The sequence below is a fragment of the Streptomyces sp. NPDC002958 genome (assembly GCF_055563255.1).
In genome coordinates this window covers 89284-109445 of record NZ_JBVHDS010000002.1, presented here as the reverse complement: position 1 = coordinate 109445, position 20162 = coordinate 89284, and the positions used below count along the sequence as shown (strand labels likewise).

The following is a 20162-nucleotide window of genomic DNA, read 5'->3' as shown; positions in this document are numbered from 1 at the left end:
TAGGAAGTTCGGTCATCAACTCATGCTGTTGCGCCCTGCCCGCTTCTCCAGGGGCAGGGCCGCGTCTCTTCCTGGCCAAAACCCAGGAGGAATCCACAATGAGCACCACGCGCAGAACCAAGCAGCTTGCGGCGACGGCCGTCGCCACCGCGCTCGGGGTCACGACACTTGCCGGATGCGGGAGTTCGGACACGTCGGCCTCCGGTTCCGACGGCACGAAGAGCTCGGACTCGAAGACCGTGACTCTCGTCAGCCATGACTCCTTCAACGCCTCCGAGGATGTGCTGGAGGAGTTCACCGAGGAGACCGGCTACACCGTCAAGGTGCTCAAGAGCGGCGACGCGGGTGTCGCGCTCAACCAGGAGATTCTGACCAAGGGCTCCCCGCGCGGCGATGTGTTCTTCGGCGTCGACAACACCCTCCTCTCCCGCGCCCTCGACAGCGGGCTCTTCACGCCGTACGAGGCGAAGGGCATCGACCAGGTGGCGGCCGACACCCGACTGGACGCCGAGCACCGGGTCACCCCGATCGACACCGGCGACATCTGCGTCAACTACGACAAGAAGTACTTCGCCGACAAGAAGCTCGCGCCGCCGCAGTCCTTCGACGACCTGGTGAAGCCCGAGTACAAGAACCTCCTCGTCACCGAGAACGCCGCGACCTCCTCGCCCGGCCTCGGCTTCCTCCTCGGCACCATCGCCACCTATGGCGAGGAGGGCTACCAGGACTACTGGAAGAAGCTGAAGAGCAACGGCGTCAAGGTCGTCGACGGCTGGGAACAGGCGTACAACGAGGAGTTCTCCGGCTCCGCGGGCGGCAAGAAGGCCAAGGCCGACCGGCCGCTCGTCGTCTCGTACGCCTCCAGCCCGCCGGTCGAAGTGCTCTACGCGAAGCCGCAGCCGGCCGAGGCACCGACCGGGGTCGCCACCGGGACCTGCTTCCGCCAGATCGAGTTTGCGGGCCTGCTGGACGGTGCGAAGAACGAGGCGGGCGGCAAGGCCCTGCTGGACTTCATGATCAGCAAGAGTTTCCAGGAGGACATGCCGCTCAACATGTTCGTGAACCCGGTCACCAAGGGCGCCGAACTTCCGGAACTCTTCACCGAGTTCGGCGCGACGGTCGACAGGCCGACGACTGTTGCCCCGGACAAGATCGCCAAGAACCGTGAGCAGTGGGTCCAGTCGTGGTCCTCGCTCGTAGTGAAGTAGCGAAGACCTCCGTACGCGGACCGGACGCGGGCGGGAGGGACGCGGGCGGGGAGGGCACGCGCGGGGAGGAGCCGGGCGGGAAGGGCCCGCGCGGGGACGGACCGGCGCGCGTCCGGTCGGGGCACGCGAACGCCACACGCGCCGGGGCGCGCCGGGGGAGTGCGGTGCGGCTCGGCCTGATGGCCGTGCCCGTCGCGTTCTTCGCGCTGTTCTTCGCCTACCCCGTCGCGGCGATCGTCGGCCGCGGGCTGAAGGTGGACGGCGTCTGGCAGTTCGGCCGGATCGGTGAGGTGCTGGCCCGGCCGGACATCCGTGACGTCATCTGGTTCACCACCTGGCAGGCGCTCGCCTCGACCGTGCTGACCCTGCTGATCGCGCTGCCCGGCGCCTATGTCTTCGCCCGCTTCGACTTCCCCGGCAAGCAACTGCTGCGGGCCGTCGTCACCGTGCCGTTCGTGCTGCCGACCGTCGTCGTCGGGACGACCTTCCTGGCGCTGCTGGGACGCGGCGGGTTCCTCGACGAGCTCTGGGGCGTGCGGCTCGACACCACCGTCTGGGCGATTCTGCTCGCCCATGTCTTCTTCAACTACGCGGTGGTCATACGGACCGTCGGCGGGCTGTGGTCCCAGCTCGACCCACGTCAGGAGGAGGCCGCCCGGGTCCTGGGCGCCGGTCGGTTCGCCGCCTGGCGGCGGGTCACCCTGCCGGCCCTCGCGCCTGCCGTGGCCGCCGCCGCGCTGATGGTCTTCCTCTTCACCTTCACCTCGTTCGGGGTCGTACAGATCCTCGGCGGTCCGGGGTACGCCACGCTGGAGGTGGAGATCTACCGGCAGACCGCCCAGCTGCTCGACCTGCCGACGGCCGCCGTGCTGACGCTGGTGCAGTTCGCCGCGGTCGGCGTGATCCTTGCCGTGCACGCGTGGACCGTACGGCGCAGGGAAACCGCGCTGAAGCTGGTCGACCCGGCGCAGACCGCCCGCAGGCCGCGCGGGGCCGGGCAATGGGCGCTGCTCTGCGGGGTGCTGCTGACCGTGCTGGTGCTGATCCTGCTGCCGCTCGGGGTGTTGGTGGAGCGCTCGCTGGACACCCCCGGCGGCCATGGCCTCGACTTCTACCGCACGCTGGGGTCCGCGGACGCCGGCGGCGGTACGTTCCTGGTCGCGCCGATCGAAGCGATCTGGAACTCACTGCAGTACGCACTGGTCGCGACGGTCATCGCGCTGGTCATCGGTGGGCTCGCCGCCGCGGCGCTGACCAGGCGCGCGGGGCGGCTCGTCCGCGGCTTCGACGCCTTGCTGATGCTGCCGCTCGGGGTCTCTGCGGTCACTGTCGGCTTCGGCTTTCTGATCACCCTGGACAAGCCGCCGCTGGATCTGCGGACTTCGTGGATGCTGGTGCCGCTGGCTCAGGCGCTGGTCGGTGTGCCCTTCGTCGTACGGACCATGCTGCCGGTCCTGCGGGCGGTGGACGGCCGTCTGAGGGAGGCGGCCGCGGTGCTCGGGGCGTCACCGCTGCGGGCCTGGCGGGAGGTCGATCTTCCGCTGGTGTGGCGGGCGTTGCTGGTCGCGGCCGGTTTCGCGTTCGCCGTGTCGCTCGGTGAATTCGGCGCGACGGTGTTCATCGCGCGGCCCGACCACCCGACGCTGCCGGTTGCGGTGGCCCGGCTGCTGGGGCGGGCCGGGGAGCTCAACTACGGCCAGGCGATGGCCCTCAGCACCATTCTGATGGTGGTCTGCGCCCTCTCGCTGCTGCTGCTCGAACGTATCCGCACGGACCGATCCGGGGAGTTCTAGAGATGCTGACACTGGAATCGGCCACCGTTGTCTTCGGTGAGCGGGCGGTGCTCGACACAGTGGACCTGGAGGTCGCCGAGCACGAGATCGTGTGCGTGCTGGGGCCGAGCGGCAGCGGCAAGTCGACCCTGCTGCGGGTGATAGCCGGACTCCACCCACCGGACGGCGGCCGAGTGCTGCTGGACGGCGCGGACCAGGCCGGGGTGCCGGTGCACCGGCGCGGTCTCGGCCTGATGTTCCAGGACCACCAGCTGTTCCCGCACCGGGATGTCGGGGCCAACGTCGCCTTCGGGCTGCGGATGCGTGGGGCGTCGCGCCGTGATCAGGAGCGCAGGGTCGGCGAGCTTCTCGACCTGGTGGGCCTGCCCGGCGCCGAACGGCGGGCCGTCGCCGCGCTGTCCGGCGGTGAGCAGCAGCGTGTCGCCCTCGCGCGAGCCCTCGCGCCGAGCCCCAAGCTGCTGATGCTGGACGAGCCGCTCGGCCAGCTCGACCGCGGCCTGCGTGAACGGCTCGTCGTCGAACTGCGCACGCTCTTCGGGCGGCTGGGCACGACGGTGCTCGCCGTCACTCACGACCAGGGCGAGGCGTTCGCCCTGGCCGACCGGGTGGTGGTGATGCGCGAAGGGCGGATCGCCCAGGTGGGCACCCCGCTGGAGGTCTGGCAGCGGCCCGCCTCCGCCTTCGTCGCCCGGTTCCTCGGCTTCGACAACGTGGTGGAGGCGACGGTGGCCGGCACGACCGCCGACACGGTGTGGGGCAAGGTGCCGGTGCCCGAGGGCTCGCCGCAGGGGGCGTGCGATCTGCTGGTGCGCCCGGCCGGAGTCCGGATCGGCGCCCCGGACGAGGGGCTGCGCTGCACGGTCGGGACATGTACGTTCCGGGGCAACCATGTCGCCGTACAGCTGACCCCCGTGGACGGACCGGCCCTGGAGGCGGAGTGCGCGCCGCGGGACGCCCCGGAGGAGGGCGCGACGGTCGGGGTCGGCTTCGACGCGGCGGAGACCGTCGTCCTGCCCGCCGCCTTCTGACCGGCCCCGAGGGTCCGGCGCAAGGCGCGGCCACGTTCACTGAACCGGCCGATCCGTTTCCGGACGATCCTGCCCGCAGTCTCCAGACATCCGAAACCGCCGGAGCGGCTCGGACCGGTCACGCGCGGCAGGTCGGCGCGGTGATGTCCGTGCAAGCTGGAGGAGGACATGCGGCAGATCCGGAACGTTTCCGAGAAGGACGATCCGGAACAGCTCCGAGAGGGACGATCCGGAACGACTCCGAGAGGGACGGGAACCATGACCGAGTCAGCACGCGAGGGCATCGACATCACCCGCGTCCTCGACGCCCCGCGGGAACAGGTCTTCGAGGCCTGGACAACGCCCGAGCACTTCGCCGCCTGGTACGGCGGGGACGCCGAGGTGCCGCTCGACCGGGTGTCGATGGATGTCAGGCCGGGCGGCGCCTGGAGCCTGGTCATCGTGGTGCCGGGCACCGAGATGCCGTTCCACGGGGTCTACCGCGAGGTGGTCGCCCCCGAGCGGCTGGTGTTCACACTGAAGGACGCCACCGCGCCCGCCGACATCGAGGGCGAGACCGTCACAGCCACCTTCACCGACCGTGGCGACAACACAACCGAGATGGTCTTCAAGCAGCGCGGCGGCAACCTCACGGCCGAGCAGTACGCGGCGGCCGAGGACGGCTGGGAGGCCTTCTTCGACGCGCTCGTGGGCCGGCTCGCCTCCCTCTGAACCAGCCCCTCGGTCTACCCGTCCGCGGTCAACCGGGCGAGCGCCTCGGGGGCCTCGTCCGCCGTGTCGACGAGTGCGATACGCGACTCCATCGGTCGGCCGTCGGCCAGCGCGCGCAGCAGCGGCCACGCGGGCAGCTCCCGCGTCCAGTGGGCGCGGCCGACCAGCACCATGGGGGTCGGCCTGCCGCGGAAGCCGTAGTAGTTCGGCGTCGTGTTGTCGAAGACCTCCTGGACGGTTCCGGCCGCGCCCGGAAGGAAGATCACGCCCGCAGTGGAGCGTGCGAGCAGCCCGTCCTCGCGTAGCGCGTTGGCGAAGTACTTGGCGATGTGGTCCGCGAACGGGTTCGGCGGCTCATGTCCGTAGAACCAGGTGGGGATCGAGATGGAGCCGCCGCCGCCCGGCCAGCGCTCCCGTACGGCGAAGGCGGTCAGCGCCCAGTCGGTGACCGACGGGGTGAACGAGGGGGACGTGGCCAGGAGTTCACAGGCTTTGTCCAGCATCGGACCGGGGTGCGGCGCCGCGTACGCCCCGAGGTTCGCGGCCTCCATCGCGCCCGGCCCGCCGCCGGTGGCCACCGTCAGGCCGCCCCGGGCCAGGGTCCGGCCCAGCCGGGCCGCGGCCGCGTACTCCGCGCTGCCGCGGGCCGTGGCGTGGCCGCCCATCACCCCGACGACGCGGGTGCCGACGAGGTGTTCGTCAAGCGCGTCGGAGACCGCGTCGTCGTGGAGCGCGCGCAGCATCGACGCGAACGTGTCGCCGCTCGCCCGGGTCTTCTGGAACCAGCGGTACGCGCGGGCATCCGGCGTCGCCGCGTAGCCGCCGTCCGCCAGCCCTTCGTAGAGCGCGTTGGGGGAGTAGAGCAGTCCGCGGTACGGATCGAAGGGCAGCCCGGGCACCGGCGGGAAGACGAACGCGCCGTCGGCCCGTACCTTCGCCGTCGTCCCGGGCGCCATTCGGCAGCCGAGGAAGACGGTGCCGGCTGTGTCGGCGGCCAGCAGGGCGGCGTTCCGCTCCGTCAGGTCGACGGACTGGACCCGATGTCCGGCCAGCCCCCCGGCGGTGACCGCCGCGTCGAATTCGGCGAGCGACTCGATCTCGGGGCCGGGTACGGGACGGTTGTCGTCCGGGTTCTCCACGTTGTCATGCTACGTAGCGGCCGGGGCGCACGGGGCGGCGTCCTCAGGCCGTCAGCGGCAGCGTGGCCAGTTCGGCGACCAGCCAGGTCAGCGGGGCGAATACCGCCAGCAGTGCGGCGCCGCGCAGGGCCGTCGCGGCCCACAGAGCCGAGGCCGGGGTACCCAGCCGCAACAGCGTTTGCGCCGTCCGGGCGCGGTCCTGCTTCGCCTCCAGCGCCGAGGTCAGCAGCGTCGCCGACGTACAGCCGAGGACGAGCACGGCGCCCAGTGCCGTGAGCGGGCCGAAGGGGCGCGGCTCCGTTCCGTACAGCACGTATGCCGCGAACACCGCGGAGAGCACCGCGCAGACCACGCCGAGCGGTCCGCCGATCCGGCGCGCCTCGTCCATCAGCACCCGTCCGGCCAGTAGGCGAACGGCGCCGGGGCGCACCGCCTGCAGCAGCCGCCCGCAGTGATACGCCAGGCCGGGCCCGGCCATGGCCAGGCCGATCGCCGTCAGTGTCCACCCCGCCAGTACTCCGGCGGGGGTGGCGTCGAGCCTGCCGGGGAGCGGGAGCAGGGTGCGCCCGCCGCTGCGGCTCATGTACGCCTCCACGGCAAGGCCGACCGCGGTGAGCGCCACACCCCACGGCAGCCCGGTGGGGGGTGTCGCCGGAGCGGGCGGCCGGTCCTCCGGCAGGGGGCTTGAGGGGGCGTCGTCGTCCGGGACTCTTGTCGCGACCGGCTTGGCGCGCAGCGCCAGCCCGCTCGCCGTCGCCGCGGTCACCGGGACCAGGGCCAGCAGCACGAGCGCGGCCGCGAGCGGCAGCGGGGCGTCCGAGTCGAGCAGCCCGGCCGCCGCGCCGTCGAACGGCAGCCCGGACAGGTCGCCGCGCAGATGCAGGAAGAACAGCAGCGCCACCATGGACCCGAGGGTGCAGGAGACGGCGGTGGAGACCGCGGCCAGCACAGTGAGCTCGACCGGGCCGAGGCCCACGGCGGACAGTCCGGAGCGTGGCCGGGTGCTCGGGTCCGTACGGGCCACCGCGACCGCGAACTGCACGGCGGCGGCGAGCGGTACGAAGCACCACAGCAGCCGCAGCACGGCCGCGGTGGAATGTGCCGGGTGCCCCGATGCGTAGCCCAGGGCGCACAGCATCAGGAAGCCGACCCCGGCGGAGGCGGCCGCGACCAGCAGCCGCCGCATCAGTACCAGCGGATGGGAGCCCCGGGCTAGACGGAGAGCGAGCACGCCGCGTGGCCCTCCGCATCGGATACGGCGGGCAGGGCGACGGTGGCGACGCGACGGCCGTCCAGCAACGGGACCGTACGGTCGGCGAGGGCGGCGATTTCCGCGTCATGGGTGGCGAGAACGATCGTGATGCCGTGCGAGCGGGCCGCGCTGGTGAGGGTGCGCAGCACATGCGTCCGGTCGGCGCGGTGCAGGGTCGCGGTCGGCTCGTCGGCGAAGATCACCGAAGGGGAGGCGGCCAGCGCGCGGGCCACGGCGACCCGCTGACGCTGCCCCTGGAGCAGCGTGTGCGGTCGTTTCTTGGCGCACACACCGATGTCGAGCCGCTCCAGCCATTCCAGGCCGGTCTTCTTCGCCTCCCGGTGCGAGGCGCCGCGCAGCAGCAGCGGAAGAGCCACGTTCTCCCAGGTGTTCAGCTCCGGTACGAGCTGAGGCTCGGGGGCGATCCAGCCGAACTTGTCGCGGCGCAGCTGTTCACGGAGCCGGGGGCCCATGGTGTGGACGGGGACGCTGGCGAACCACACCTCGCCCTGCTGAGGCACCAGTTGACCGGAGAGACAGTGAAGCAGGGTCGTTTTGCCGCTGCCTCTGGGGCCGGTCACGGCGAGGATCTCGCCGTCACGGACATCCACGGAGACTCCGCCGAGCGCGGGTGAGCCGTTGTGGGAGTGGTGCAGGGAACGCGCCCAGATCACGTCGTTGTCCGGCGGGGCCGCCATGGCGTACACCTCGGTTCAGATCGTATGTCCCGTCCCCCTTACGGGGGAGCGAAGAGGGGCCGATCGGTCACTCGGCACCGTAGGGATTCGAACCGTGGTGTGGGCACAGCACACGGCCCGGGTGCGTCCCATCCCACTCGAATGGGCGCATCCGGGCCGTGTGGACCGTATGAGATGACCGCCAAAAGCCGGTCGGTCGGCGGCCAAGGGGTGGTCGAGCCCCAGGGCCGTCCGGCGTATCACGGCCGGACGGATCCCGGCCCATTGGGCGGACGGGCGGAGCGCTTCGATCGGCTGCCCGGTCCGTGGCCGGTCAGCCGATCGAACCGCCGGTCAGAGCTTGGTCCACGCCTCGGTGAGGACGGTTCGCAGAATGCCCTCGATCTCGTCGAACGTCGACTGGTCGGAGACCAGCGGCGGCGCGAGCTGGACGACCGGGTCGCCGCGGTCGTCGGCCCGGCAGTACAGGCCGTTGTCGTAGAGCGCCTTGGAGAGGAACCCGTACAGGACGCGCTCGGTCTCCTCGTCGGTGAAGGTTTCCTTGGTGGCCTTGTCCTTCACCAGCTCGATGCCGTAGAAGAAGCCGTTGCCGCGGACGTCGCCGACGATCGGCAGGTCGTGCAGCTTCTGCAGCGTCGTGAAGAACGCGTTCTCGTTGTCCAGGACGTGCTGGTTGAGGCCCTCGCGCTCGAAGATGTCGAGGTTGGCGAGGCCGACCGCGGCGGAGACCGGGTGGCCACCGAAGGTGTAGCCGTGCAGGAAGGTGTTGTCGCCCTCGTAGAACGGCGCGGCGATGCGGTCCGAGACGATGCAGGCACCGATCGGGGAGTAGCCCGAGGTCATGCCCTTGGCGCAGGTGATCATGTCCGGCACGTAGCCGAACTTGTCGCAGGCGAACATCGTGCCGAGACGGCCGAAGGCGCAGATGACCTCGTCGGAGACGAGCAGCACGTCGTACTTGTCGCAGATCTCGCGCACGCGCTGGAAGTATCCGGGCGGCGGCGGGAAGCAGCCACCGGCGTTCTGCACCGGCTCCAGGAAGACCGCGGCGACGGTGTCCGGGCCCTCGAAGAGGATCTCCTGCTCGATCTGGTCGGCGGCCCAGCGGCCGAAGGCCTCCGGGTCGTCGCCATGGATCGGGGCGCGGTAGATGTTGGTGTTCGGCACCTTGTGCGCGCCGGGGACCAGCGGCTCGAAGGGGGCCTTCAGGCCTGGCAGGCCGGTGATCGACAGGGCTCCCTGCGGGGTGCCGTGGTAGGCGACCGCACGCGAGATGACCTTGTACTTGGTCGGCTTGCCCTGGAGCTTGAAGTACTGCTTGGCCAGCTTCCAGGCGGTTTCCACGGCCTCGCCGCCACCGGTGGTGAAGAAGACCTTGTTGAGGTCGCCCGGTGCGTAGTCGGCGAGGCGCTCGGCCAGCTCGACGGCCTTCGGGTGGGCGTAGGACCACACCGGGAAGAAGCCCAGCTCCTGGCCCTGCTTGTACGCCGCCTCGGCGAGCTCGTGACGGCCGTGACCGGCGTTGACCACGAACAGGCCGGACAGGCCGTCGAGGTAGCGCTTGCCCTGGTCGTCGTAGATGTAGGTGCCCTCGCCACGCACGATGGTGGGAACGGGCGCGTTCTCGTAGTCCGACATGCGGGTGAAATGCATCCACAGGTGGTCGTACGCGGTTCGGCTGAGGTCCTTGCTCACGGCTATCGGGTTCCCCACATATAGGTCTGCTTCTTGAGCTTCAGGTACACAAAGCTCTCGGTGGAGCGCACACCGGGGATGGCCCGGATGCGTTTGTTGATCGTTTCCAGCAGGTGGTCGTCGTCCTCGCAGACGATCTCCACCATCAGGTCGAAGGAGCCCGCGGTCATCACCACGTACTCGCACTCGGCCATGGCCGACAGCGCCTCGGCGACGGGATCGAGGTCGCCCTCGACATTGATGCCGACCATCGCCTGTCGCCGCAATCCCACGGTGAGCGGGTCCGTGACGGCGACGATCTGCATCACGCCCTGGTCGAGCAGCTTCTGGACGCGCTGCCGCACGGCCGCCTCGGAGAGGCCGACGGCCTTGCCGATCGCGGCGTACGGACGACGCCCGTCCTCCTGGAGCTGCTCGATGATTGCGAGGGATACGGCATCGACCGCTGGGGACGATCCGTTCCCGTTCCTGGAGTCTGCGCTGCGACTGGCCACGCATCCACTGTGCACCGGGACTCGTCGGTCTGGCAACCCCGGATCGATGAAATTCGTTGTTTGAAGCTCCAGATCTCACTGAATCCGAAGTTCTCGGCGGTTGGGCATGTCGAAAGCGACACCCGAGCGACTAGGCTGGTCATCTCACCCATTGGACGTGTCGACAGGAGGGGTGGTTGTGACCACCGAGGTGCGCCGTCTGCGCAACTACATCAACGGAGAGTTCCGGGACGCCGCTGACGGGCGGACCATCGATGTGGTCAACCCGGCGACGGAAGAGGTCTACGCGACCTCGCCGCTCTCCGGCCAGGCCGACGTCGACGCCGCGATGGAAGCCGCCGCGGCCGCATTCCCCGCCTGGCGCGACGCCACGCCCGCCGAGCGCCAGAAGGCCCTGCTGAAGATCGCGGACGCCTTCGAGGAGCGCGCCGAGGACCTCATCGCGGCCGAGTCGGAGAACACGGGCAAGCCGATCGAGCTCGTCCGCACCGAAGAGGTCCCGCCGATGGTGGACCAGATCCGCTTCTTCGCGGGCGCGGCGCGGATGCTCGAAGGCCGCTCGGCCGGCGAGTACATGGAGGGTCTGACCTCGATCATCCGCCGCGAGCCGGTCGGCGTCTGCGCGCAGGTCGCGCCGTGGAACTACCCGATGATGATGGCCGTCTGGAAGTTCGCCCCGGCGCTCGCCGCGGGCAACACCGTCGTGATCAAGCCGTCCGACACCACCCCGGCGTCGACCGTGCTGATCGCCGAGATCATCGGTCAGATCCTTCCCAAGGGCGTCTTCAACGTCATCTGCGGCGACCGCGACACCGGCCGCGCGATGGTCGAGCACCCGACCCCGGCGATGGCCTCCATCACCGGCTCGGTGCGGGCCGGCATGCAGGTCGCCGAGTCCGCCTCCAAGGACGTCAAGCGCGTCCACCTGGAGCTCGGCGGCAAGGCGCCGGTCGTCGTGTTCGAGGACACCGACATCGCCAAGGCCGTCGAGGGCATCTCCGTCGCGGGCTTCTTCAACGCCGGCCAGGACTGCACCGCCGCGACCCGCGTCCTGGTCCACGAGTCCATCCACGACGAGTTCGTCACCGCCCTCGCCAAGGCCGCCGCCGACACGAAGACGGGGCAGCCCAACGACGAGGACGTGCTGTACGGCCCGCTCAACAACGCCAACCAGCTGAAGCAGGTCAGCGGCTTCATCGAGCGGCTCCCCGCCCACGCCAGGGTCGAGGCGGGCGGCCACCGGGTCGGCGAGAAGGGCTACTTCTACGCCCCGACCGTCGTCTCCGGCCTCCAGCAGGATGACGAGATCATCCAGAACGAGGTCTTCGGCCCGGTCATCACCGTCCAGAAGTTCACGGACGAGGCCCAGGCCGTCGAGTACGCCAACGGCGTCGAGTACGCCCTGGCCTCCTCGGTGTGGACCAAGGACCACTCCCGCGCCATGCGGATGTCCAAGAACCTCGACTTCGGCTGCGTGTGGATCAACACCCACATTCCGCTCGTCGCCGAGATGCCGCACGGCGGATTCAAGAAGTCCGGCTACGGCAAGGACCTCTCCGCGTACGGCTTCGAGGACTACACCCGCATCAAGCACGTCATGACCTCGCTCGACGACTGACCGTTCGTCCGATGTCGTGTACGGCCCCGGGCTTGAGCTCGGGGCCGTACATGTATCCCGGCATCGACATCGGCATCGACATCGACAAGAGCATCGACAGGGTGTGCGGATGGGGCGTGTGCCGCTGGACGGTTGGTCCATTGTCCGCGCCGTCGTCCGACCGGCATGCTGCGCAGGTGCGAGCAACCCCGAAGAACCCCATGCCCCGCCGGTCCCTGCTGCGCGCCTTCGGGGCCGCAGCGGCCGGTGTCACGCTGGCCGGCTGCGGAGTGCCCGCCGCCTATGTGGAGCCCGGTGACCGCGCCGGACGCGACACCTCCGCGAGCGACCGCTCCCTGCACTTCGCGAACTGGCCCCTCTACATCGACACGGACGACGAGGACGCGTCGAAGAGGCCCACCCTCGATGCGTTCACCGAGCGGACCGGGATCTCCGTCACCTACACCGAGGAGATCAACGACAACGACGAGTTCTTCGGGAAGATCAGCCCGTCACTGATGAACCATCAGGAGACCGGGCGGGACCTGGTCGTCGTCAGCGACTGGATGGCCGCCCGCTTCGTACGTCTCGGATGGGTGCAGGAGATGGACCGGTCCCGGCAGCCCAACGTCGCCAAGTACCTGGATCCGCAGCTGCGTTCGCCCGCCTTCGACAAGGGCCGGATGCACAGTGTCCCCTGGCAGTCCGGGATCACCGGCATCGCGTACAACCGCGAAAGGCTCGGCCGCGAGATCAAGCAGTTGAGCGATCTGTGGGCGGACGACCTGCGCGGCAAGGTGACACTGCTGTCCGGACTCGACGAGTCCTTCGCCCTCCTGATGCAGGGCAACGGCGTTGATGTCACCCGCTGGAAGCGGGACGACTTCTACGAGGTGTGCGACCAGGTCGAGAAACTCGTGAAGAAGAAGCACATCCGCCGCTTCACCGGCAACGACTACATCAAGGACCTGTCGACCGGCGATGTGCTCGCCTGCCAGGCCTACTCCGGTGATGTCATCCAGCTCCAGGCCGACAACCCGGAGATCGAGTTCGTGGTGCCCGAGGAGGGTGCCGAGCTCTGGGCGGAATCGCTCATGATCCCCAACCTCGCCCGCCACAAGCGCAATGCCGAGAAGCTCATCGACTACTACTACGAGCCCGAGGTCGCCGCGGAGCTGGCGACCTGGGTCAACTACGTCTGCCCCGTCCCCGCCGCCCGCGAAATACTGGCCTCCTCCAAGGACGAGGAGACTGCCGCGCTCGCCGAGGATCCGCTGATCTTCCCCGACGACGCGATGCGCGAACGGCTGGCGATCGCCCGTGACATCACGTCCGAGGAGCGCAACGACTTCGCGAAGAAGTGGAACGCACTCGTCGGCCTGTGAGCCGTACCGGGGGTGGCGTAAAGAGCTGGTAAGCGCGGGCGTACGCTGCGGGCATGAGCGAGCGAAGAGCCCTGCTGAGGCGCATACGCGTGTGGTTGGTCGTCTTTATCGTCTGTTTGGTGCTGAGCGGACTGACGGCCTTTCCGCTCGTCCATGAACTCCATTGGGCCGAGGACCTGTTGAGGTCCTCGGCCTCTCCTGTGCCCGAGCATTTCCCGGACTTGATGGAGTGGATCAGCCGGGTCCGCACCGGTCTCGACGAAGTCGACGCGAAGTACCCCTTCGTGCTGTACGGAACCGACTGGCTGGCCTTCGCGCACCTCGTCATCGCAGTCGCCTTCTACGGCCCCTACCGCGACCCGGTCCGCAACATCTGGGTCATCGAATTCGGCATGATCGCCTGCGCCGGGATCATCCCGCTCGCCCTGATCTGCGGACCGATCCGCGGCATCCCCTTCTGGTGGTCGGTCATCGACATGTCGTTCGGGGTCTTCGGGGTGATCCCGCTGCTCGTCGTGCGCCGCATGATCAAGCGGCTGGAGGCGCTGCCGCGGACACCGTCAACGGAACCGCTCTCCGCGGCGACGGCCGGCTGAGTCACTCCCGCGCCGGGGCTCCGAAAGGGGTCGCCGACCGCGCGGTCCACGGGGTAGTTGTCCTTGCCACCGAGCCAGTAGTTCCAGAACCGCGAATTGTGGGTGATGTCGGAACGAATGCGGCCGTTGAGAGGGGTCGTGCGGGCTTCGGTCACGTCTCTGTTCCTCTGGCTCCGGGCCTGGCATCACGGCAGATGAGGCGCTGTCCGTAATGCCGGACCGATCAAGTCGAGCCTGTGGCAGAGGAGTTGGCGAGGACATCGTGCAGGGCGTCGACCCGGTTGGTGGTGATCGAGTCGACCCCCTGCCGGACGAGGCGGCGCATGGTGCGCCTGGTGTCGGCCGTCCAGGCGGAGACCAGCAGCCCGTCACGGTGGAGACGGTCCGTCAGCTCCCGGTCCACCAGACCGAACCGGTAGTTCAGCCACCGCGGCCTCACCGCGTCGAGCAGTGCGGCGCGCGGCGGCGCGAGCGTCGTCCAGGTCAGGGCGATCTCGGCCAACGGGTCGGCGGCGCGGACCCGCAGCATGGCATCGGGGCCCGCGCAGTAGTACGCCCGCTCACCGGCCCCGCACTCGCGTACCACGCCGACGGTCTTCCGTACGGAATCATCGGTGGAGCCGGGCAGATCGACCATGACGCGGTGCGCCCCGGCGGCGAGCAGCGCCTCGCGCAATGTGGGCACACCGCCCGCGGTCAGCTCGGTGAGCTCCTTGTGGGTCAGCCGGTCGAGACGCACGTCATGACCCCACAGTCGCTCCAGCGTGGAGTCGTGCAGCAGGACCGGTACGCCGTCACGGGTGACCCGCACATCGATCTCGACCGCGTCCGCCCCCCGTTCGAGGGCGGAGCGGATCGAGGGGAGCGTGTTCTCGCGGACACGGTAGGGATCGCCGCGGTGGGCCACGGCGGTGACGGTGGTGACCATGAGGCCATTGTCGCGACCGGGGTCAGCGGCCCGTGCGCTCCAGCCAGTTCGTCGTGTACGTGTCGATCTCGCCGGCCAGCGTCCGCTTGCCGGCGGTGTCGAGGTACGACGCCTGGACCGCGTTCTTCGCCAGCTCCGCCAGGCCCCGCTCGTCCAGACCGAGGAGACGGGCGGCCACCCCGTACTCGTTGTTGAGGTCCGTGCCGAACATCGGCGGGTCGTCGCTGTTGATGGTGACCAGGACACCCGCCTCCACCATCTCCTTGACCGGGTGCTGCTCGATGTCCGCCACCGCGCGGGTCGCGATGTTCGAGGTCGGGCAGACCTCCAGCGGGATGCGGTGCTCGGCGAGGTGGGCCAGCAGCTTCGGATCCTGGACGGAATTGGTGCCGTGGCCGATGCGCTCGGCGCGCAGATGGGTCAGCGCGTCCCAGACGGTCTGCGGCCCGGTGGTCTCCCCGGCGTGCGGGACGGAGTGCAGGCCCTCGGCGATCGCCCGGTCGAAATAGGGCTTGAACTGCGGGCGCTCCACGCCGATCTCCGGACCGCCGAGTCCGAACGACACGAGCCCCTCGGGCCGCAGGTCCACGGCGAGCCGGGTGGTCTCCTCGGCCGCTTCGAGCCCGGCCTCGCCGGGAATGTCGAAGCACCAGCGCAGGACGACCCCGAGCTCGGCCTCGGCGGACTTGCGGGCGTCCTCTATCGCCTCCATGAACCCCTGCTCCGGGATGCCGCGCCGGGTCGAGCTGAACGGGGTGACGGTCAGCTCCGCGTAACGGATGTTCTGCCGGGCCATGTCACGGGCGACCTCGAAGGTCAGCAGCCGGACGTCCTCCGGGGTGCGGATCAGGTCCACGACGGAGAGATAGACGTCGATGAAGTGACGGAAGTCGGTGAAAGTGAAGTAGTCGGCCAACGCCTCGGGGTCGGTGGGGACCTTGGAGTCGGGGTGGTGCGCGGCCAGTTCGGCGACGATGCGGGGCGAGGCGGACCCGACATGGTGGACATGCAGCTCCGCCTTGGGCAGCCCCGCGATGAAGGGGTGCAGATCGGACATCGGATTCTCCGGGGCGTGGGACGGTGCGGGTGCCGGACGTGTTCGGCCGGGCAGTGGACGGGGATCATCGTAGGCCGGGTCCTGCGCTGCGGAGGCGGGCCGTAGCATGACGGGATCACGATGGGGGAGGCCCATGTCAGAGAACACAGAGCAGCCCGCGGGCGGGGGCGCGCCGCGCGATCCGTGGGCTCCGCCGGACAGCAGGGTGCCGTTGGAGAAGCCGGCCGGCGATCCCCGCCCGCCTGCGGTGCACGATCAGCCGACCGTCACTTCGATGCCGGGCGCGGGGGACAACCCGGCGCCGGCCGAGGGTCCGGGATTCGGCGCACCGACGCAGACCGGGCCGGTGCCCGGCTCCGGAGCCGGGTTCGGCCCCTGGGAGGTACCGCCGCCGCCGATCGCACCGAACGGACCCGGCCAGCAAGTCCCGCCGGTCGCGGGACAGTACGGCTACCCGGCCGCACCGGTTCCGCAGTACGGCAGCTACCCGGGGTACTCCGCTTACGTCCAGGCACCCTGGGGTGGTCCCGCGCCGTCCAACGGCATGGGTACGGCAGCCATGGTGCTCGGCATCCTGGCCATCTGCCTGTTCTGTCTCTACGGGATACCCAGCCTGATCCTGGGCACACTCGCCCTGATCTTCGGTATCCTGGGCCGCAAGCGGGTGCGGCGAGGCGAGGCGACCAACAGCGGTCAGGCACTCGCCGGGATCATCACGGGGTCCATCGGCATCGTCTTCGGTGTGGCGATCATCAGCTTCTTCATCTGGCTGTTCGCCACCAACGCCGATGAATTCGATGACAACACCTACAACGACGACCCGTACTCCACGTCTCTGGTCGTCGACGTCACGCGATAGCCGACGTCGAGCTCCGGTGCCGGAACTTCCGCGGTACCGGTGTTGCATCCCTGCCGATGGCCGGGTGGGCCGGACTCCGGTCCACCCGGCCATCGGGCCGCCTCATGGACCGCGCAGCTCCGCCCGCGCGTCCATCAGCGCGAACCCGAGCAGATTCAGCCCCCGCCAGGTCGCGGGATTCTCGGCACGCGGGTCGTCCGCCGCCAGCCCGATGCCCCAGATCCGGTCAGTCGGGCTCGCCTCGACCAGCACCCGGTCCCCGGTGTTCAGCAGGAACTCCCTTAGCTCCGGGGCCTGGTCGAACTTGTGGACGCTGCCGGCCACCACCAGTGCGTACCGCTCGCGCTCCCACACCGCCTCGTCGAAGCCTCGGACCAGCCGGCCGACCTTCTTCGCCTGGGCCGGGCTCTTCGCCGACACCGCACGGACCTCTGCCTCCACATCCCCGAAGAGCCGTGCCTTGGCGGCCATCATCCAGTGTTCGGCCGACGCATACGTCACCCCGTCGACCGCGAAGGGCGCCGGCCACCACTGACTGAGACAGCTCGCACCGATGCGGCCGTCGGGCCGCGGGCGGTGACCCCAGAAGCGCAGGTACTTCACCTTCTCGCCGCGCGCGGACCGCGCCAGGAGATCGTCCATGTGTTCCATGACACGCGAGTCTGGCATCCGCCACTGACACTCCGTACGGGGAATTCCGCACCGACGCGACACATGGTCGACAGATTTCGTCGCGTGACCAAAAGGCAACAACGGAATCACTTGTTGGGTCCGATCCCCTCTGTCAGGATCGGCACTCAAATCGAGCAGAGGCTACGCCGCCCCCCGCGCTCCGGGGCGTGCGGCGGAGGAGAGCGTCATGGGCAACGGCATCCAGGTGCGGGACCGCTTCGCGGACGGCGCACAGTACATCGGCGGAAAGCTGCGGTCCGGAACATCGGGACGTGACCACGAGGTGGTGAACCCGGCAACGGGCGAGACCGTCTACACCTACGAACTGGCGGGCACCGCCGACGTCGACGCGGCCGTCGCCGCCGCACGCGAGGCGTTCCCCGGCTGGTCGGGTGCGACTGCGGCCGATCGGGCCGAGGCGATGCACCGCTTCGCCGCCGTTCTCGCCGAGCAGGCCGACGACTTCGCGTACGTCGAATCCCTCCAGTGCGGCAAGCCGATCAAGCTCTCCACCGAGTTCGATGTGCCCGGCACCGTCGACAACACCTCCTTCTTCGCGGGCGCCGCCCGCCACCTGGAAGGCAAGTCGGCCGCCGAGTACGACGGCGACCACACCTCGTACGTACGCCGTGAGGCGATCGGCGTCGTCGGCTCCATCGCCCCCTGGAACTACCCGCTCCAGATGGCCGCGTGGAAGGTCCTCCCGGCCATCGCTGCAGGCAACACCATCGTGCTGAAGCCCGCCGAGATCACCCCGCTGACCTCGCTGATGTTCGCCCAGGCGGCCACCGGTGCGGGCATCCCGGACGGCGTGATCAACATCGTCACCGGCGCGGGCAAGGACGCGGGCGAGCATCTCGTCGGCCACCCGGACGTCGTCATGACCTCCTTCACCGGCTCCACAGCCGTCGGCAAGCGGGTCGCGGAGATCGCCACCTCCACCGTCAAGCGCCTTCACCTCGAACTCGGCGGCAAGGCCCCCTTCGTGGTCTTCGACGACGCCGACCTCGAAGCCGCCGTCCACGGCGCGGTCGCCGGGGCGCTCATCAACACCGGCCAGGACTGCACCGCCGCCACCCGCGCCTACATCCAGCGCCCGCTGTACGACGCCTTCGTGCAGGGCGTCGCCGCACTGATGGAAACCGTGCGGCTCGGCGACCCCTTCGACCCGTCGACCGACCTCGGCCCGCTGATCAGCCACGCCCAGCGGGACCGGGTCGCCGGATTCGTCGAGCGCGCCCGTGCGTACGCCACCGTCGTCACCGGCGGCGAGGCACCCGGCGGCGAACTGGCGGCCGGTGCCTACTACCGGCCGACCCTGGTCGCCGGTGCCGCCCAGGACAGTGAGATCGTCCAGTCGGAGATCTTCGGCCCGGTCCTGGTCGTGCTGCCCTTCGACACGGACGACGAGGGCATCCGCCTCGCCAACGACACCCCGTACGGACTCGCCGCCTCCGCCTGGAGTCGCGACCTGTACCGGGCGAACCGCGCCACCCGCGAGATCAAGGCGGGCTGCGTCTGGGTCAACGACCACATCCCGATCATCAGCGAGATGCCGCACGGCGGATACAAGGCCAGCGGCTTCGGCAAGGACATGTCGTCGTACTCCTTCGAGGAGTACACGCAGGTCAAGCACGTCATGTACGACAACACCGCGGTCGCCCGGAAGGACTGGCACCGCACGATCTTCGGGGACCGATAATCCGGCCGCCTCCGGCCACACACACCCGAAAGGGCAACGCGCATGGAGCAGTACGAGCCCGAGCGCCTCTCCGCTAGCCAACTGGCCGCGATGCGACGCAGCCTGACGAGCGGCCGGGGCGCCCTGACCCGCCGATCGCTGCTGCGCGCCTCCGGCATGGGGGCGCTCGCGATCGGCGGGCTCGGCACGCTGAGCGCCTGCGGCATCCCGCCGGCGAAGCGTGAGGGGGACACCGCGGCGGCCTCCGACGACCACTCGGCCACGGAGAAGCAGATCAACTTCTCCAACTGGACCGAGTACATGGACGTCAGCGAGGACGAAAAGCACCGGCCCACCCTGGAAGCGTTCACGAAGCGCACCGGGATCAAGGTCAAGTACACCGAGGACATCAACGACAACGTCGAGTTCTTCGGCAAGCTGAAGCCGCAGCTCGCCGCGGGACAGGACACCGGCCGCGACCTCGTCATCGTCACCGACTGGCTGGCCGCCCGCATCATCCGGCTCGGCTGGGCCCAGAAGCTCGACCCGGTGAACCTGCCGCATGCCTTCGCCAACCTCTCGGCCCAGTTCCGCACCCCCGACTGGGACCCGGGCCGCGCCTACTCGTACCCCTGGACCGGCATTCCCACCGTCATCGCGTACAACTCCAAGGCGACCGGCGGCCGCAAGGTCGACTCCATCACGCAGCTGCTCGACGACCCCGCCCTCAAGGGAAGGGTCGGATTCCTCTCCGAAATGCGTGACTCCGTCGGCATGGCCCTGCTCGACATGGGCAAGGACCCCGGCTCGTTCACGGACTCCGACTACGACGCCGCGATCGGCCGGATCCAGAAGGGCGTCGACAAGAAGCAGATCCGCCGCTTCACCGGCAACGACTACACCGCGGACCTCGACAAGGGCGACATCGCCGCCTGCGTCGCCTGGGCCGGCGACATCATCCAGCTCCAGGCCGGAAACCCGGACATCAAGTACGCCATCCCGGCCGCCGGTTACCTCACGTCGAGCGACAACATGCTGGTCCCCGCCAAGGCACGGCACAAGACCAACGCCGAGAAGCTCATGGACTACTACTACGAGCCGCCGGTGGCCGCCCAGCTCGCCGCGTACATCAACTATGTCTGCCCGGTCGACGGTGTCCGAGAGGAACTCTCCAGGATCGACAAGGAGATGGCCTCCAACACACTGATCCTTCCCGACAAGGAGATGGCGGACCGCTCGCATGCCTTTCGCTCGCTGACAAGCAAGGAAGAGACGGCGTACGAAGAGAAGTTCGCCAAGCTCATCGGCGCCTGATCACCGCGCCTCTGCCCCCTCGCCCGTTCTCCCCCTGACACCATTGGGACCGCGA

The 20162-nt window shown here is 69.4% G+C and carries 18 protein-coding genes and 1 pseudogene; 10 read left to right on the top strand and 9 right to left on the bottom strand.

Features of this window, described 5'->3' with window-relative positions; translation table 11 throughout:
* Window positions 1-98 precede the first annotated feature (98 nt).
* From ACZ3IC_RS03940 to ACZ3IC_RS03925, 4 genes are all read left to right on the top strand, one after another.
* A complete protein-coding gene (locus tag ACZ3IC_RS03940) occupies window positions 99-1208 on the top strand; it encodes a thiamine ABC transporter substrate-binding protein (RefSeq protein ID WP_467412308.1) in 1110 nt (369 codons plus the stop codon).
* 179 nt (window positions 1209-1387) lie between these two features.
* Window positions 1388-3001, top strand: coding sequence for an ABC transporter permease (locus tag ACZ3IC_RS03935; RefSeq protein WP_467413110.1), 1614 nt, complete (start codon window positions 1388-1390; stop codon window positions 2999-3001).
* A gap of 2 nt (window positions 3002-3003) precedes the next feature.
* Window positions 3004-4029, top strand: coding sequence for an ABC transporter ATP-binding protein (locus tag ACZ3IC_RS03930; protein WP_467412306.1), 1026 nt, complete (start codon window positions 3004-3006; stop codon window positions 4027-4029).
* A 258-nt stretch (window positions 4030-4287) separates the two neighbouring features.
* Window positions 4288-4740: an SRPBCC family protein gene (locus tag ACZ3IC_RS03925; protein WP_467412303.1), complete on the top strand. Its 453-nt coding sequence runs from the start codon at window positions 4288-4290 to the stop codon at window positions 4738-4740.
* A 14-nt stretch (window positions 4741-4754) separates the two neighbouring features.
* On the opposite strand, the gene ACZ3IC_RS03920 is transcribed toward ACZ3IC_RS03925, so the two are convergent.
* The 5 genes from ACZ3IC_RS03920 to ACZ3IC_RS03900 all read right to left on the bottom strand — a co-directional run bounded on the left by ACZ3IC_RS03920 (window position 4755) and on the right by ACZ3IC_RS03900 (window position 10018).
* On the bottom strand, window positions 4755-5879 hold the full coding sequence (locus ACZ3IC_RS03920; RefSeq protein ID WP_467412301.1) for an LOG family protein: 1125 nt from the start codon (window positions 5877-5879) through the stop codon (window positions 4755-4757).
* A gap of 43 nt (window positions 5880-5922) precedes the next feature.
* Window positions 5923-7110 carry a hypothetical protein gene (locus ACZ3IC_RS03915; protein WP_467412299.1) on the bottom strand — a complete coding sequence of 396 codons (1188 nt, stop codon included), beginning with the start codon at window positions 7108-7110 and terminating at the stop codon, window positions 5923-5925.
* Window positions 7092-7829, bottom strand: a complete 738-nt coding sequence (locus ACZ3IC_RS03910; protein ID WP_467412297.1) for an ABC transporter ATP-binding protein — start codon at window positions 7827-7829, stop codon at window positions 7092-7094. Before ACZ3IC_RS03910 ends, ACZ3IC_RS03915 begins: the two co-directional genes overlap by 19 nt.
* 333 nt (window positions 7830-8162) lie before the next feature.
* The gene (locus ACZ3IC_RS03905; protein ID WP_467412295.1) at window positions 8163-9542 is read right to left on the bottom strand and encodes an aspartate aminotransferase family protein; all 1380 of its coding nucleotides are present in this window, start codon (window positions 9540-9542) and stop codon (window positions 8163-8165) included.
* The gene (locus ACZ3IC_RS03900; RefSeq protein ID WP_329419735.1) at window positions 9527-10018 is read right to left on the bottom strand and encodes an Lrp/AsnC family transcriptional regulator; all 492 of its coding nucleotides are present in this window, start codon (window positions 10016-10018) and stop codon (window positions 9527-9529) included. The genes ACZ3IC_RS03905 and ACZ3IC_RS03900 overlap by 16 nt, the downstream gene beginning before the upstream one ends.
* Before the next feature lie 178 nt (window positions 10019-10196).
* Here ACZ3IC_RS03900 and ACZ3IC_RS03895 point away from each other — a divergent pair, with 178 nt between their 5' ends.
* From ACZ3IC_RS03895 to ACZ3IC_RS03885, 3 genes are all read left to right on the top strand, one after another.
* A complete protein-coding gene (locus ACZ3IC_RS03895) occupies window positions 10197-11636 on the top strand; it encodes a gamma-aminobutyraldehyde dehydrogenase (RefSeq protein ID WP_467412294.1) in 1440 nt (479 codons plus the stop codon).
* Between the two features lie 200 nt (window positions 11637-11836).
* Window positions 11837-13000, top strand: coding sequence for an ABC transporter substrate-binding protein (locus ACZ3IC_RS03890; protein WP_467413108.1), 1164 nt, complete (start codon window positions 11837-11839; stop codon window positions 12998-13000).
* A gap of 53 nt (window positions 13001-13053) precedes the next feature.
* Window positions 13054-13596: a hypothetical protein gene (locus tag ACZ3IC_RS03885; RefSeq protein WP_467412291.1), complete on the top strand. Its 543-nt coding sequence runs from the start codon at window positions 13054-13056 to the stop codon at window positions 13594-13596.
* A gap of 5 nt (window positions 13597-13601) precedes the next feature.
* On the opposite strand, the pseudogene ACZ3IC_RS03880 reads toward ACZ3IC_RS03885, so the two are convergent.
* From ACZ3IC_RS03880 to ACZ3IC_RS03870, 3 genes and pseudogenes are all read right to left on the bottom strand, one after another.
* Window positions 13602-13751: pseudogene (locus tag ACZ3IC_RS03880) on the bottom strand (SAM-dependent methyltransferase); the annotation flags it as partial.
* Window positions 13752-13819: 68 nt separating this feature from the next.
* Window positions 13820-14524, bottom strand: coding sequence for a glycerophosphodiester phosphodiesterase (locus ACZ3IC_RS03875; RefSeq protein ID WP_467412289.1), 705 nt, complete (start codon window positions 14522-14524; stop codon window positions 13820-13822).
* Window positions 14525-14546: 22 nt separating this feature from the next.
* Window positions 14547-15581 (bottom strand): adenosine deaminase, encoded by a 1035-nt coding sequence (locus tag ACZ3IC_RS03870; protein WP_467412287.1) that lies wholly within the window; start codon window positions 15579-15581, stop codon window positions 14547-14549.
* 133 nt (window positions 15582-15714) lie between these two features.
* On the opposite strand from ACZ3IC_RS03870, the gene ACZ3IC_RS03865 reads away from it, so the two are divergent.
* On the top strand, window positions 15715-16440 hold the full coding sequence (locus ACZ3IC_RS03865) for a DUF4190 domain-containing protein (RefSeq protein ID WP_467412284.1): 726 nt from the start codon (window positions 15715-15717) through the stop codon (window positions 16438-16440).
* Between the two features lie 102 nt (window positions 16441-16542).
* Here the strand turns inward: ACZ3IC_RS03865 and ACZ3IC_RS03860 are convergent, their stop codons facing one another.
* Entirely contained in the window at window positions 16543-17082 is a 540-nt protein-coding gene (locus ACZ3IC_RS03860) for an NADAR family protein (RefSeq protein ID WP_467413106.1), read from the bottom strand.
* Window positions 17083-17299: 217 nt separating this feature from the next.
* Between ACZ3IC_RS03860 and ACZ3IC_RS03855 the strand changes: the two genes are divergently transcribed.
* Together ACZ3IC_RS03855 and ACZ3IC_RS03850 are read left to right on the top strand one after the other, a co-directional pair.
* On the top strand, window positions 17300-18814 hold the full coding sequence (locus ACZ3IC_RS03855) for a gamma-aminobutyraldehyde dehydrogenase (RefSeq protein ID WP_467412283.1): 1515 nt from the start codon (window positions 17300-17302) through the stop codon (window positions 18812-18814).
* 42 nt (window positions 18815-18856) lie between these two features.
* Window positions 18857-20107, top strand: coding sequence for an ABC transporter substrate-binding protein (locus ACZ3IC_RS03850; protein ID WP_467412280.1), 1251 nt, complete (start codon window positions 18857-18859; stop codon window positions 20105-20107).
* The last annotated feature ends 55 nt before the right edge of the window (window positions 20108-20162 follow it).

Coding starts and splice junctions, on each gene's coding strand:
- ACZ3IC_RS03940 (WP_467412308.1), top strand. CDS start 99: ATGAGCACCACGCGCAGAACCAAGCAGCTTGCGGCGACGGCCGTCGCC.
- ACZ3IC_RS03935 (WP_467413110.1), top strand. CDS start 1,388: ATGGCCGTGCCCGTCGCGTTCTTCGCGCTGTTCTTCGCCTACCCCGTC.
- ACZ3IC_RS03930 (WP_467412306.1), top strand. CDS start 3,004: ATGCTGACACTGGAATCGGCCACCGTTGTCTTCGGTGAGCGGGCGGTG.
- ACZ3IC_RS03925 (WP_467412303.1), top strand. CDS start 4,288: ATGACCGAGTCAGCACGCGAGGGCATCGACATCACCCGCGTCCTCGAC.
- ACZ3IC_RS03910 (WP_467412297.1), bottom strand. CDS start 7,829: ATGGCGGCCCCGCCGGACAACGACGTGATCTGGGCGCGTTCCCTGCAC.
- ACZ3IC_RS03890 (WP_467413108.1), top strand. CDS start 11,837: ATGCCCCGCCGGTCCCTGCTGCGCGCCTTCGGGGCCGCAGCGGCCGGT.
- ACZ3IC_RS03885 (WP_467412291.1), top strand. CDS start 13,054: ATGAGCGAGCGAAGAGCCCTGCTGAGGCGCATACGCGTGTGGTTGGTC.
- ACZ3IC_RS03875 (WP_467412289.1), bottom strand. CDS start 14,524: ATGGTCACCACCGTCACCGCCGTGGCCCACCGCGGCGATCCCTACCGT.
- ACZ3IC_RS03870 (WP_467412287.1), bottom strand. CDS start 15,581: ATGTCCGATCTGCACCCCTTCATCGCGGGGCTGCCCAAGGCGGAGCTG.
- ACZ3IC_RS03865 (WP_467412284.1), top strand. CDS start 15,715: ATGTCAGAGAACACAGAGCAGCCCGCGGGCGGGGGCGCGCCGCGCGAT.
- ACZ3IC_RS03860 (WP_467413106.1), bottom strand. CDS start 17,082: ATGGACGATCTCCTGGCGCGGTCCGCGCGCGGCGAGAAGGTGAAGTAC.
- ACZ3IC_RS03855 (WP_467412283.1), top strand. CDS start 17,300: ATGGGCAACGGCATCCAGGTGCGGGACCGCTTCGCGGACGGCGCACAG.
- ACZ3IC_RS03850 (WP_467412280.1), top strand. CDS start 18,857: ATGGAGCAGTACGAGCCCGAGCGCCTCTCCGCTAGCCAACTGGCCGCG.